A 15393-nucleotide genomic window follows, 5' to 3' on the forward strand; every position below is an offset into this window, starting at 1 on the left:
TATGACAAGAAGCTGGGCAGGATCGAACTGATGATTCTAAAAATGAATTTTTAGATAAGGGGGAGTTAATCGAATGATCCGAAGAACTGTTTCCATCCAAAAATCGATGTTTGTATCTTTTTTAGCACTCCTTATGGTTATTTCACTGGCTGTCCCTCCGGCGCCGATACGTGCAGAGTCATCAAGCAGCCAGCCGGGTCGCCAAGCTGAGTATCTTAACCGGGGTTTGGTTGCGGTTCTTGTAGACAACGGCGTTTTTTTAAGCTGGAGGTATTTAAACAACGATCCAGATGATATCGCTTTTAATATATATAAAAACGGAACCAAAGTGAACGCATCGCCCATAAGCGATGTGACCAACTATGTGGACACCACTGGTTTCGACAGTTCGCAATATCAGATCTCCACCGTTATTGCAGGCAAAGAGCAAATGCAACCGGAAGTTGTATCGGTCTGGCATAACGATTATCTACCTATCCCGCTCGATAAACCGGCCGATGGCCGGACTAAGGATGGTGGAACCTACTCCTATTATGCAGGTGACGCTTCCGTAGCTGACTTGGACGGGGATGGCGAATATGAAATTGTTTTCCTGTGGAGTCCGAGCAATTCCAAGGACAATTCGCAGGCAGGTTATACCGGCAATGTGTATATCGATGCCATCAAACTGGACGGCACCAAGCTGTGGAGGATTGACCTGGGAGTCAACATCCGCGCCGGAGCGCATTATACGCAGTTAATGGTGTATGACCTGGATGGCAACGGAAAGGCCGAGGTTGTTGTCAAGACGGCGGACGGCACGAAGGATGGCCAAGGCACGGTCATTGGTGACGGCACGAAAGATTATCGCAACGACGGCGGATACATACTGTCAGGGCCGGAATATCTCACACTGTTTAACGGTGAGACTGGCGCGGCTGTGTCTACTGTGAATTATGATCCACCAAGAGGCAACGTCAACGATTGGGGTGACGGCTATGGCAACCGTGTAGACCGGTTCCTTGGCGCCATCGCTTATCTGGACGGTACGAAGCCAAGTGTCGTGATGAGCCGGGGTTATTATACCCGCACAGTGCTTGTTGCTTATGATTATGTTGGCGGGGAACTCGTCAAGCGCTGGACGTTCGACACGAATGAAGCAGGATCACAATATCAATCACAGGGTAACCATAATCTAAGTGTGCTGGATGTCGACAAGGACGGCAAGGACGAAATTATGTTTGGCGCGTTGGCCATTGATGATGATGGCAGCTTGCTGTACAGCACTGGACTCGGCCACGGTGATGCCATGCACGCCGGCCAGCTCGATCCAAATCGAGAGGGGTACCAGGTCGTAAGCGTGCATGAACATTCAGATGCGGCATACGGATTGGAGATGCGCAATGCGGCAACAGGTGAAATCCTCTGGGGTGAGAAAACAGGTTTTGACACCGGTCGCGGGATGTCGGCGGACATTGATCCGAACTATCCAGGTTACGAATCATGGGCAACGACCGTTACCAACGGGCAAAGTGTACCTGTAACCAATACCTATTCAGCAGCCGGAGAGGCTATCTACATTGTGGAGGAAGGGCCCAAAACCGCCAATTTCGCCATCTGGTGGGATGGAGATCTTCAGCGGGAGCTGTTGGACCATGAGTGGGATAATAGCACAGCCAAAGGAATTCCGCTCATCTATAAGTGGGATTACCAAAACAAAAAGCTGAATGAAATCTTCCGGGCAACCGGTACGTTAACGAACAACCATACCAAAGGCAATCCGGCCCTCCAGGCGGACATTCTGGGCGACTGGCGTGAGGAGCTTCTGCTGCGGAGCGAAGATAGTTCGGAGTATCGCCTCTACACAACGACCATTCCTTCAGACTATCGCATCCCTACGCTGATGCAGGATCCTGTGTATCGACTTGGCGTAGCCTGGCAAAATGTAGCCTACAACCAGCCGCCTCATACCGGCTTTTATCTTGGAGCGGAAGCTACAGCATTCCCTAAAGCCGACTTGGCGCTGACTCGCGAAGCTGAAATGCTGGAGCCGGTCTACCGCTTTAATTTCGGTACAGAGACTGCGTCAGGAAGTACGAACATACAGGATACGCTCTACGCACAAGATCCGGGATACGGCTTCAAGGATACAAGTGGTGTTACGGTAGGGGCAAACCAGGTTTCGGTTGCGACAGGTACGACATTTGCTGTTGACCTGCCCAATGCAAACTATAAGGTGACGCTGCGATTAGGCGATGATGCAAATGACTCGAACGTTGGAGTCAAATCTGAATTCGTTCAGAAGCTCGCCGTAACCAATGTGACAGCTGGAGCACCACTGGAGTATTCCTATGATATTGCTGTGGTGGATGGACAGCTCGATCTTCTCTTCACGGGTACAGCCATAGACATCCAAGACGTCATCATCGAGAAATATCCAGAGAAAGCGGCTGGTGCGGCAACAACGATCTATATGGCTGGTGATTCAACCATGCAATCTTACAGTGAAGCGCAGGCTCCTCAAGAAGGATGGGGCCAGCAGTTCGGACGTTATTTCTCCAATGGGGCAGTGATCGTGAACGATGCGATCGGCGGTCGAAGCAGCAAATCGTTTATGGTAGACGGTCGTCTCGATACAATCCTGCAACGAATTAAGCCGGGGGACTTCTTCTTCATTTCCTTTGGTCATAACGACGCGAGTGCAGGGATACCGGACCGTTACGCATCACCGGAGGACTATAAGATTTATATGGCTCGTTATGTAAACGGTGCCAAACAGCGGGGCGCTACCCCGGTATTGCTCACTCCGGTTGGACGCAGAGATTTCAACACGGTGACTCAAGAATTCAACGTCAGTTTCCCTGCCTATGTGCAGGCTGCCAAAGAAGTGGCGGAGGAGCAGGACGTGCCGCTGATTGATCTCAGCAAGTTGAGTATTGCTTACTACGACAAAATTGGAAATACAGCTACGGAAAAAGTGTTCCTATATGCTAATCCGGGTGAATATCCAAAATACCCGAATGGGATCAACGATAATACGCATTTCAGCAGCTATGGTGCACAGAAAATTGCCGGACTCGTTGCTGGTGCAGTCAAAGACATGGAGCTGAGCATTTCATCACTGGTCATCGACCCGGATATTTCCGAGCCAGAACCAGAACCGGAAGCCCAGCTATATGAGGAGGACTTTGAAGGCGACGCTGCCAACTACCAGTATGCGATGGTCAATGCCACGGGTATTGCAGGAACCATGACGGGAACCGTTGTTGAACAGTCTGGAAATAAGGTACTGTCCGTCGCGGGTTCCGGATCGGGCAATCGGGCCAAGGTATTCCGTCTGTTCGATGCCGTAAACGGCGATCAGGTGAACGTGAACTTTGACTGGCAATCCGGTAATGTGACTGCCTATCCATCAGAAGGTCATCTCACAATACAGGATTCTAACGAAAATGCCCTGTTCACGCTGTATACCAAAACTGGAAGCACCAAAATTCATTATTTTGTTGGTGCATATAACCCAGACTACGGCACAGGGGATACAGCCATACCCGAAGGGGGAACGGCTACAAATATTTCCAAGAACCAGTGGGTCAATGTGGATGCAACCGTTAATTTTGCCGAGAAAACATTGGATCTGACATTAACGAACCTAGCCGATCCGAGAGTTACCCAAACGATTGCAGATATCTCGCTGAGTTCCGGTGCATATGCGGACAACGTCAGATCCATGCGGTTCCTGGGAACAAGAAAAGGCGGTGGAGGCACGTTGAACTGGACTACCCAGATCGACAACGTGCGGATTGAAGGCACTCAGCTCTCTTCGGAGAGTGGCGATCAGACGGCCTTAATCGCTCTGTACGATGAGATCAAAGCAATTGATCTGTCGGAATATACAGATGCATCGAAGGCCGTGGTGAACCGGGCTTTGGTAGCTGCGGAAGCTATATTTAATACGGAAGCCACGCAGGCTAAAGTTGACCATACGTTTAACATGTTAACTGTGGCGAAGGATTCATTGACAAGTGAACCAAGCGAAGAGATAAGTGAATACAAATTTGACTTTGGTTCTGGCGACGCAGCCGACGGATACATCAAGGTGGATGCCAAAAGAGCGTACATTGAAGGCAATGGGTACGGCTTTGCTGATACTGCGCTGACCAAAGATGAGAACCGGGAAACCGGAGATTGGCTCAAGGAGGATTTCACACGGGTAAACGGCACCTCCTTCCTGACGGAAATGGAGCCGGCGAATTACCGGGTAACGATGACCATTGGGGATGCGGAGGAATTGACCAGCGCAAATGTCGTTGTAGAGCAGATGACAAAGCTGCCGCTTACAAGCATTGCCAAGGGCGAATTCAAAGAAATCACGTATGACGTTGCCCTGATCGATGGGGTCTTTAACTTCAACTTTACCGGAAATGCACCGAAGATCAATGCGCTGAAGCTGGAGCGTCTGCCAGATCACAGTGCAAGCGATAAACCTGTTATTTATTTGGCCAGCGATTCCACTGTGGCCAATTACGCGGAGAACTACCGTCCGCAAGCGGGCTGGGGAGAAACGTTAGGTGGATTTTTTGATCCAAATGAAGTCAGTATTGATAACCGGGCAGTTGGAGGTTTGAGTAGTAAAACCTTCCTGGTCGGTGGATATCTCAACGATATTTTACTCGACATTCAAGAAGGCGATTATCTATTCATGCAGTGGTCTCATAACGATTCCACACCTTCACGTCCAGAGCGTTATCTTACACCAGAGCAATTTAAGGTATATCTGAAAGAATACATTAACGGTGCTCTGCAGAGAGGTGCGATTCCGGTTCTGGTCACACCAGTGAACCGTCGTGATTTTACCGGAGAGGTGCTGAACAAAAGCTTCCCGGAATACGTACAGGCGATGAAAGAAACGGCGCAGGAAACGGAAACGCTTATCATCGATCTGAACCAAGCCAGTTGGGAGCATTTCCAGGAGCTTGGCACAGAAGGAACCAAATCGATATTCATGTGGGTAGGCACAACGGAAGACAATACACATTTGCAAATGAACGGTGCAATCAAGGTGTCTGAACTCGTAGCACGCCTTGTGAAGGAATTCAATATACCTTTATCTGATTTTGTTACGTTGGAAGGAGAATCTCCGGAGCAGGAGGCCCCGCATACTACGGCAACTGTGGAAGGAGAATTGCAGAACGGCTGGTATACTTCTCCGGCACAAGTAACCTTCACAGCAAGCGATGAAGATTCCGATATTGAAGGGACCTATTATCAAATTAATGGTGGCGAAACGGTAAGTGGTACACAGTTGACTCTAACTGAAGAAGGTACACATACCATCACCTACTGGAGTGTCGATGTCGACGGTAACAAAGAGAGTGAACAGTCTTTGTCCATATCCATTGATCTCGTACCTCCAACCATTGAAATTCATGGTCAAACCGAGTACACCATTGATCAGCAGGTGGAAATTGGCTATACAGCCTCCGATTCGGTATCCGGTGTAGAAGAACCAGAGGGTGTGCTTCTCGACACTCCTGCGTATACATTGGAACCCGGACTGAACCAGGTTACGGCAACCGTCTCCGATTTGGCTGGGTGGGAACAGACGGTAGAATATAGTTTTGCAGTTATTACTACATTCGACAGCCTGATTAATCTGACCAACACCTTTGCTGATGAATCGATCGATCCTAATGCCAGCATTCTTGCTGATCAGCTCACAAACACGTTACAGCAGGCCAAACAGGCAGCAAACGATCGTGAAGGAGCAAAAGCGCGTCAATTGCTTGCAGCCTACGCTAATGACGTTCAAGCAGTTAGAGGAACCGTATTTACGGATGAGCAGACAAGTGTGCTGATTAAGTGGGAGGAATGGCTCCATCAGACAACGCCACTTGCAAACGGTGCCCCAGGCACTCCGGTGTTATCTGATAATAATGGTTACGACACGGGGCTCAAAGACGGAGACTATACAATCACTATGAATCTGTGGTGGGGGAATAACGGCAATCAGTTCAAGCTGTATGAGAATGGTGAATTGATTAAAGAAATTTCTCTGGTCGATCAATCCCCGTCCGCCCAATCTGTTCAAGTTGATATTACTGGAAAGAAAAATGGCACCTATATCTATACTGGAGAATTGATCAATGCACTGGGTTCAACCATGAGTGTTCCACTGACAGTCATCGTCACGGATGCTTCCCCGGGGCAAGCTGTTCTGTCGAACGACAACTGGGATGGTGACGGCAACTATAATGTCACCATGAATCTGTGGTGGGGAACAAACGCAACCGAATACGAACTTTACGAAAATGGAGTATTGATTGACACACAATCGCTGCAATCTCATTCTCCTGTTGCACAGTCTGCGGTTACCTCAATCTCTGGAAGGGTACCTGGAATCTACGAGTATGAAGCTGTACTTCGTAATTCTTCAGGGGAAACCAGATCACACAAATTAAATGTGACGGTACGAGAGTAGACTGAAATGTTCGAGCATTCCATTAACAAGAAGTGATACAACTGAAGTAAGGTACGCATACAAAAGTGCTATTCCTCATCATTTTGAGGAGTAGCACTTTTTATATGCGCACAGTATGAAAGCGTTTGACTTATTTGAATATCAATCTATAATGATGAAAGGAAATTGGACTTGGACGAGGCCTATGGAGAAAACGATAACCGGCATAGCTGTATGTATATCCACAGCAAGCTTCCATACGCAGGAGGCTTGCTGTTTCATTTTCAGAAGGAGAATAGGTTCCCATGACACTTAAAAAAAGAATATTTTTACTGTTCTTTCTCAGTGCGTTTATCCCCTTTATCAGTATATTTGCGATTTCTTATTATACGATCGACTCCATTTTCGCAAATAAGATCGATGATGGTATCCGTAGCAATTTACAGCAGGTGACATCCTCATTGGAGAATTCCATCACCAATCTGAATCATGTGACGCAACAATTATCTTACAGGGGTACTTTAGGCAAAAGAATGGATGAATTCTTGAATCCGTCCTCCGATATCTTCGAACTGATTGAGGCCAGGGACGAATTAAAAAACGAGTTAAGTGTTGTGACCTTCACCAATCCTAATATCGGATTGACCCTATATTACCTTCAAAAAGAAGGTACTACTCAGTTCGGCAACTTTCCGATTAAGGATCGTTTCTCTCCTGAGTCTCTGCCTATGCTCTTCCAAACCTATGGCATTAAGTACTATGGCCCCCATATGAGTATGAACCGATTTGATGATCAACTCGTTCTGTCTGCTATGCGCAAAGTGCAACTATCCGAGAGGAACGACGTTTTCATTTACGTAGAATCAGGCTTTCGCCTCACTCAAGATATCTTGGGCTACAATCAATACAACGGCGCATTATCTCATCTCATCCTGGATGGTGAAGGCAACATTGTGTACAGCGAAATACCGGAAGCCATGAAGGTAGGGGAGAATTTCACCAGCTTAACGGTCGATCCTGCCAAGGACGGAATATCCCGCGGGTATCACTGGTTCAAGGAGGATTCCTCACAGAAATGGAGTGTCGTATCGGTCATTTCGCAGTCTAAATATCAACAGGAGAAAAACCAGTGGTTGCTTCAAATTTTGCTGGTCGCTTTATTTTTCCTCGGCTTTACCGTGTTTCTCGCTTGGCTTCTGTGGAAGATGGTCTACAAACCACTCGGTCTGTTTCATTCGGAGATCAATGGAATGTCCAAGAATCCACAAACAAAAGGGAGCCGAGCTCGCACTCAGATTCCCGAATTTGATTTTCTGTTGCGTGAATTTTCGAATATGCAGCATCAGATTGGTGACCTCTTCAAGGAAGTTCAGCAGAAAGAGAAGATTCGTGCAGACCTGGAAGTGGAAAAACTGCTCTATCAGATCAACCCGCACTTTCTGATGAATACGCTGGATACGGTTCACTGGCTGGCCGTCATGAACGGACAAGGGGAGATCGACAAGCTGGTGCAGTCATTGAATAAGCTGCTCTATTACAATCTAGGCAAATTAGGGCAAGTATCCACCATGGAAGAGGAGATTGATGCCCTAAGACAGTATCTAATTTTGCAGCAAATTCGCTATGACTTTGAATTTGACGTCCGCATTACTGCAGATGAACAAGTGCTTCAAATTCCTGTGCCCCGCTTTATTCTGCAACCGCTGGTTGAAAATTCGTTATATCATGGATTGAGTGACGAAGGTTTTATTCAGATTGAAGTGACATGCACAGCAACGTTGAACATTATGATACAAGATAATGGCGCAGGTATGACTGAGGAAACCATTCATAATCTGCTGAACAATCGTGAGGCTGAACAACAAAAAGTAGGGATGGGCATCGGACTCAATTATGTTCACCGCATGTTAAAGGCACAGTACGGGGACCAAGCACAACTGGTGATCGAGAGTGAATTGGGAACAGGGACAAGCATACTGCTCGTATTGCCTATTAAAGGAGAAGATATCTCGGCATGATTAAGGTATTGATTGTAGATGATGATAAGCTGGTACGCAAAGGTATTAGCTCTGCGATGCCATGGGACGAGTTCGACATGGAGGTTGTAGGAGAAGCAAGCAACGGGTTGAAAGCACTGGATTTTCTGAAAACCCAACCGGTCGATCTGATGCTAACGGATCTTGCGATGCCCGTCATGTCAGGGATCGAACTGATGCGAGCTGCAAGGCAGCTCTATCCTGAACTTCATATCGTTGTGTTAACACTGCATCAGGATTTCGATTATATCCAGGAAGCGCTAAGACTCGGAGCCATCGATTATATAGCCAAAGTGCAGCTGGAGAAAGAGCAATTCGAACATGTTCTGCAACGGATTCATACCCGAATTAACGGGTTGACAAGCACGATAAGAAAGATGCCTGCACAGAATGAAATCAATTTCCATTATCGAAATGTGTATGCTCTTGTTTCACAAGATCGGAAATCAGAGCATAAATGGCCAATGGAGCTAACTGCGCATGAAGATGAGATAAGATGGGAGGTTGAGCGTCATAGCTGCATGTGGGCTGCACCCCCGTCCGAAGAGGATCAACTATTTCATCAATTGAGAGAATCCCTGCATCAAGTTCCCCAGTGTACGTTGTTGGTTTTGTCTGATGTACAAGAGCGAACATGGTCGCAAATCAAAAACTGGATTATGAATTATACAGAGACGTCTTTATTCTATGTTTACAACCCCAATAACCAAGTCATTGCCGTTTCGATGAATGAGGAAGATACATGTTCAAAAGAACCGCAGGATGAGGACCTTGACCGGATTAAACAAAGTTGGTTCCAAACCCCATGGACCCACCACGACAGTTACTATAACCAACTCATTGACCAGTTTATATCCTTACGATTACATAAAGGTCAGTTGATGGGATTGCTGTACTCGATCTTGATGGAGTGGAACCGTATTTTTGCCCAAACTACGCTTGGAAGAATCTCGATGATCCATTCTTTCGAGTCTTGGTACGAGGTTGAAGAATGGATCAAACAGACTGCTGCAAGCATTCGAAAGGCTGATGAACAGACTTCGTACTCACAGGAAATCATCGATGCCGTGAAAAAAGCGGTGATGATCGTGCAGCAGGATTTGGAACAGGCCTATACAGCTTCAGGTCTCTCCCAACAACTCAATATCAGCCGAAGTTATTTCAGTCAATGCTTCAAAGATCTGATGGGGAAAACCTTTAATGAGTACTCCCGCTTCATCAGGGTAGAGAAATCCAAAGAGTACTTGCTCAATACGAATAATACGATTTTCTGGATTGCGGAGCGAGTGGGTTATACGGATGAAAAATATTTCAGCCGGATTTTCCGCGAACTGACAGGTCTTCTGCCAAGCGAATATCGGCAGCTAGGTAGAGGAAATAAATAGCCGACAGCTTCCTGTTTTAGGAGCTGCCGGCTTTTGTTTTGATCGAGAAGAGGGGTAGATAGACAAATGTTAGTCAGTAGGTAGGGTAAATGATCACAAGTTAACCATACTTCATCATACGGACTGAAAACTGTAACCATTTCTCTATCCAAACGGACGTGTAATCCCTATCTCGATTGGCCTTCACTTCAATTTATAATGAAAGCGTAAACAAATATGTTGAACATCAGAATAAAGGGGAATCGAACTAGATGAGAACAAAATGGTCTATGAAAAGCAAACGGGTGACAAAGCGTCTGGCCGTGCTGTCCATGTCCGCCTTGATGGTTGCAGCCCTAGCGGCATGTGGAGGCACTTCCAATCCTCCTACTGCAGAGGAAGCAGGCAAATATGAGGTAACGCCTGGAGATCCGTTCAGTGCCTATAAAGACGAAATCACCGTAACCATGGGACGGGTAACCACAGCCAACCCAAAACTGCCGGCTGGTGATACCTATGAGAACAACGCATATACTCGGCTGGTCAAAGACACGTTTAACGCTCAGATTACAGATCAATTTGAAGCCAATGGTGAAGATTATAGTCGTCAAGTATCGCTTGCCATCGCATCCGGGGAATTGCCTGACATGATGCGTGTTGATTCCAAAGACGAACTGAAAGAGCTGGTGGATAACGACCTGATTGAGGATCTGACATCCATTTACGATCAATATGCCACGGATAATATCAAGCAAATGTACGATTCCTACGACGGCCGAGCATTAGACAATGCAACGATTGATGGACGTTTGATGGGACTTCCGGCGACTTCCCTGGATTCCGCACCAACGATGGTTTGGGTTCGTCAAGATTGGCTGGATCTGCTGGGGATTCAACTGGATGCAGACGGAGACGGTGCCCTTTCACTGGATGAAGTGGAGAAAACAGCGCTGGAATTCCTGAAAAGAGATCCTGGCCAATCCGGGAACCCGGTAGGTATTCCATTTGTGAACACGATGAATTCAACAGATTATAATGGCTCTGCTTATACGATGCTGGGTGTGGCCTCAACCGAGGGAGCCTTCCCGCAATATTGGATGAATGGTGAAGATGGCAAAATCGTGTATGGTTCCACGACAGAAGAAACGAAGAAAATGCTGGGCACCATGGCGGATTGGTTCAAGAATGGCATCATTGACCCGCAATTCGGAACCCGTACGTTTGATGATATTACCGCACTCTACGCCAATGGCCAAAGCGGTATCGCCTTTGGACCGTGGCATATCCCTGACTGGGGACTGATCAGTGCAAAACAGATGGATAAAAATGCGAAATTTTCGGCTTATACGCTGGAGGATGCAAACGGCAAGGTCAACGTGGCGCATGCCAATCCATCCAATCAGTTTATCGTGGTGAGAAAAGGTTATGAGCACCCTGAACTGGCCGTTAAAATTGTAAACCTGTTCTACGATAAACTGGCAAATGATAAAAATGCCGCAGCAACCATGCCGGAAGCTGCCAAGTATCAGGAGACCGGGGTAGACGGTTCAACGAGACCGTTTAATATCGAAGTCAATTCGGCTACATCGCTACTGGATGATTACTCTGACGTTGTTCGCGGGATTAAAGGAGAGATCAGCCTGGATGAGGTTCGCACAACCGAATCGAAGAACAATATCGGAAGCATCAAAACCTATTTGAGCGACATGGATACGGATGATGTGACTGCTTGGTCCAAATATCATTCGCGGATCAACGGAGTAGGACTAATCGACAAACTGACACAAGAAAACAAATTTGTATGGATGACACCTGCTTTCTCTGGCACTACACCAAGCATGAAACAGACGTGGGCCAATCTGACAAAGCTGGAGCAGGAGTCGTTTATCAAAATCGTAACGGGTTCAGAACCGCTCGATTATTTCGAAACATTCGTGAGTAACTGGAAGAAACAGGGTGGTGATCAAGTCATTCAGGAAATTGAAGACGAGATCGCATCGAAAAAATAAACATCCATGAACAGTAGCAGGGCTGCGATACGCAGCCTTTCTTCAGAAAAGGGGTTCATCCATGAAACAGGGGAATTGGAAAGCGCGAGGGCGGCTCGGCCCAGGTGCCATGTACCATATGATGATGCTTCCGGGCATTTTGTTTTTGCTTGTATTCAGCTATGTTCCAATGGTCGGTATCATTACGGCGTTTCAGGACTATATACCGGCCAAGGGCATGTTTGGCTCCGAATTTGTAGGCCTGAAGCATTTTATGTATATGTTCAAGCTTCCGGATATCGCGCAGGTCGTCAGCAATACGTTGGTGATTGCAATTGGCAAGATTCTGCTCGGAACGATGATGGCCATCATTTTTTCTGTTTTATTAAATGAAATTCGTATCAAATACGTTAAAAAATCCGTACAGACGATTGTTTATCTGCCACACTTTCTATCCTGGGTTGTACTGGCATCCGTCGTTGTCAACATGTTCAGTTTGGATGGCATTGTGAATCAAATGTTGGCGTTTTTTGGCCTCGAAAATATTAATTTCCTTGGCAGCAACACCTGGTTCCAGCCACTGATTATTGGTACAGACGTATGGAAAGAGTTTGGCTACAGTTCTATCGTCTATCTGGCTGCCATTACGTCGATTGATCCTGGGTTGTATGAAGCAGCAGGAATGGATGGAGCCAGTTGGTGGAGAAAAGTATGGCATATTACATTGCCAGGCATGCTGCCTATTATTCTGCTCATGGGTGTAATGAGCTTGACCAACATTTTGAGCGCCGGTTTCGATCAAGTCTATAATCTGTATAACCCGGTTGTCTATGAGTCAGGCGACATTCTGGATACTTATGTCTATCGGATCGGTCTCGTTGGACGACAGTATAGCTTCGGTACGGCAGTTGGCTTGTTCAAGTCCGTCATCGGTATTGTTTTGCTCATGTCTGCCAACCAGTTGGCCAAAAAATATACGGACCGAAAAATATTCTAAGGAGGCCAAACCTGTGTCCTATTCTGCAAACTTAAAAGATCGAATTGGCCGGTTTGCCATCTATGCCATCGTCATCATGCTGGCATTGGTCTGCCTTCTTCCGTTATGGAATATCGTCGCCATTTCATTCAGCAGCAGCGAGGCAGTATCCGCGAACGCAGTAGGTCTCGTTCCAGTTAATTTCACAACAGCAGCGTATACCAAAATTATCGAAGATACACAGTTCTGGCGCTCCTTTGGTATATCCGTTCTACGTGTTGCGCTAGCTCTTGTACTCAACATGATTCTGATTATTTTAATGGCGTATCCGCTATCCAAATCAAAAAGAGATTTTAAAGGCAGAAACATTTATATGAATATCATGATTTTTGCCATGTTGTTCAGTGGAGGCATGATTCCGAGTTACCTGCTGATCAAAAACCTGGATATGCTGAATACGATCTGGGCACTTGTTCTGCCAGGCGCTGTCCCGATATTCAGTGTCATTCTCGTGATGAATTTCTTCTCCGCTGTACCTAAAGCGCTTGAAGAAGCAGCATTCATCGATGGGGCCAATCCGCTCCAGGTCTTGTTCAAAGTGTATGTTCCCGTATCCATTCCTGCACTGGCGACAGTCGCCTTGTTCAGTATCGTGGGTACGTGGAATGACTTTTTCGGCGGGTTGATCTATATGACCAAAGTGAGTAATTATCCGCTAATGACCTATATTCAGTCCCTTAATGTGAATATTGCTGATTTGCTTCAAGCGGGCACAAATTCCAGCGAACTCAGTAACCTGACTGAAATATCGAACAAAAACCTGAATGCAGCCAAAATCGTAGTTGCTGTTATCCCGCTATTGCTGATTTATCCGCTGCTGCAAAAATACTTTGTGACGGGCATTGTCGTAGGATCGGTCAAAGAATAACATTAGAGAGGTTGAATGGAACATGGAAAATAAAAAATGGTGGAAAGAAACCGTTGTATATCAGATATATCCACGCAGCTTTCAAGATCGAAACGGGGATGGCATCGGAGACTTGAAGGGCATTGTGTCACGATTGGATTATTTGCAGCAACTCGGCATCGGTGCGATCTGGCTATCACCCGTTTGCAAGTCTCCTCAAGATGATTACGGCTATGATATTTCAGATTATCAGGACATCGATCCGATGTTTGGGTCTTTGGAAGATATGGAAACTTTAATTCAGGAGGCTGGGAAACGAGACATTCGAATCATTATGGACTTGGTGTTGAACCATACATCGGATGAACACCCTTGGTTTCAAGAAGCCAAAAAAGGCAAAGACAATCCGTACCATTACTACTACGTCTGGAGAGATGGCGTGGAAGGAACACCTCCGAACGACCTGGGGTCCACCTTTGGTGGTTCAGCCTGGAAATGGGTGCCTGAGATCGGGCAATATTATTTACATCTATTTTCCGTAAAACAGCCTGATCTCAACTGGGAAAACCCCAAAGTCCGGCAGGAAATATACAACATGATCAACTGGTGGATCGACAAGGGTGTGGGTGGTTTTCGCCTTGACGTGATCGACTTAATCGGTAAAGAACCGGATTTGAAGATTACGGGAAACGGACCTAATTTGCATCAATATATCAGGGAACTGAGCAAGGAGACGTTTCAAAAAGCAGAAGACTTGCTAACGGTTGGAGAAACATGGGGCGCCACTCCGGAGATCGCCAAACTGTACAGCAACCCGGACGGCAGTGAATTTTCAATGGTATTCCAGTTTGAACACATCAGTTTGGATGAACAAGAAGGCAAAGGAAAGTGGGATCTTAAACCTTTGGATGTGATGGCATTAAAAAAAGTGCTGTCCAAATGGCAGACAGAGCTCAAGGGTGACGCCTGGAACAGTCTGTTCTGGAACAACCATGACTTGCCTCGAATCGTGTCACGTTGGGGAAATGATGGAGAATTCAGAGTTGAATCGGCTAAAATGTTGGCTACCCTTCTTCATGGCATGCAAGGTACGCCTTACATATATCAGGGTGAAGAATTGGGTATGACGAATGTTCAATATGCGATCGAGGATTATCGGGATATTGAATTGCTCAACTTTTATAAGGAAAGAATGGAGAAAGGTTATCCTGAACAAAGCGTGATGGAGTCGATCTACGCCAAGGGACGTGATAATGCACGCACACCTATGCAATGGGATACTTCCGATAACTCGGGTTTTACACAAGGGGAACCTTGGATTAAGGTGAATCCAAATTATAAGCATATCCATGCCGAGGAAAGTTTGAATAACCCTGAATCCATATTCCATTATTACCGGAAGTTAATCCAACTCAGAAAAGATCATGAAGTCATTGTATATGGTGATTATGAGCTGATCTTTCCAGAGAACCCAGACGTGTTTGCTTATACCCGAACGTTAAATGGTACGACAATTCTTGTGGTATGCAATTTCCAAGGATATCCGACTGAACTTCCGCTTCAGGAGCAATTGACAGGGGCCCATCAGCTTTTGATATCCAATTATACAAGTGAACTGTCGGAGAGTGAATTACGTCCATATGAAGCCAGAATGTACCTTATCCATGATTAAAGCAAAATACGTTA

7 protein-coding genes are annotated in these 15393 nt (G+C 46.3%); all 7 read left to right on the plus strand.

The window, feature by feature from the left end:
• Positions 1 to 73: 73 nt before the first annotated feature.
• The 7 genes from MHH92_RS15685 (at position 74) to MHH92_RS15715 (ending at position 15379) form a co-directional block, all read left to right on the plus strand.
• Positions 74 to 6457 (plus strand): rhamnogalacturonan lyase family protein, encoded by a 6384-nt coding sequence (locus tag MHH92_RS15685; protein WP_340904758.1) that lies wholly within the window; start codon positions 74 to 76, stop codon positions 6455 to 6457.
• Positions 6458 to 6741: 284 nt separating this feature from the next.
• On the plus strand, positions 6742 to 8454 hold the full coding sequence (locus MHH92_RS15690) for a sensor histidine kinase (protein ID WP_340904760.1): 1713 nt from the start codon (positions 6742 to 6744) through the stop codon (positions 8452 to 8454).
• A complete protein-coding gene (locus MHH92_RS15695) occupies positions 8451 to 9857 on the plus strand; it encodes a response regulator transcription factor (protein ID WP_340904761.1) in 1407 nt (468 codons plus the stop codon). The genes MHH92_RS15690 and MHH92_RS15695 overlap by 4 nt, the downstream gene beginning before the upstream one ends.
• A gap of 251 nt (positions 9858 to 10108) precedes the next feature.
• Positions 10109 to 11845, plus strand: a complete 1737-nt coding sequence (locus MHH92_RS15700) for a sugar ABC transporter substrate-binding protein (RefSeq protein ID WP_340904762.1) — start codon at positions 10109 to 10111, stop codon at positions 11843 to 11845.
• A gap of 61 nt (positions 11846 to 11906) precedes the next feature.
• On the plus strand, positions 11907 to 12821 hold the full coding sequence (locus MHH92_RS15705) for an ABC transporter permease (RefSeq protein WP_047843154.1): 915 nt from the start codon (positions 11907 to 11909) through the stop codon (positions 12819 to 12821).
• Positions 12822 to 12834: 13 nt separating this feature from the next.
• Positions 12835 to 13728, plus strand: a complete 894-nt coding sequence (locus MHH92_RS15710) for a carbohydrate ABC transporter permease (RefSeq protein ID WP_340904764.1) — start codon at positions 12835 to 12837, stop codon at positions 13726 to 13728.
• A 22-nt stretch (positions 13729 to 13750) separates the two neighbouring features.
• Positions 13751 to 15379 (plus strand): glycoside hydrolase family 13 protein, encoded by a 1629-nt coding sequence (locus MHH92_RS15715; protein WP_340904765.1) that lies wholly within the window; start codon positions 13751 to 13753, stop codon positions 15377 to 15379.
• Positions 15380 to 15393: the final 14 nt, after the last annotated feature.

Source organism: Paenibacillus sp. FSL M7-1414 (assembly GCF_038003195.1).
Taxonomy (GTDB): domain Bacteria; phylum Bacillota; class Bacilli; order Paenibacillales; family Paenibacillaceae; genus Paenibacillus; species Paenibacillus amylolyticus.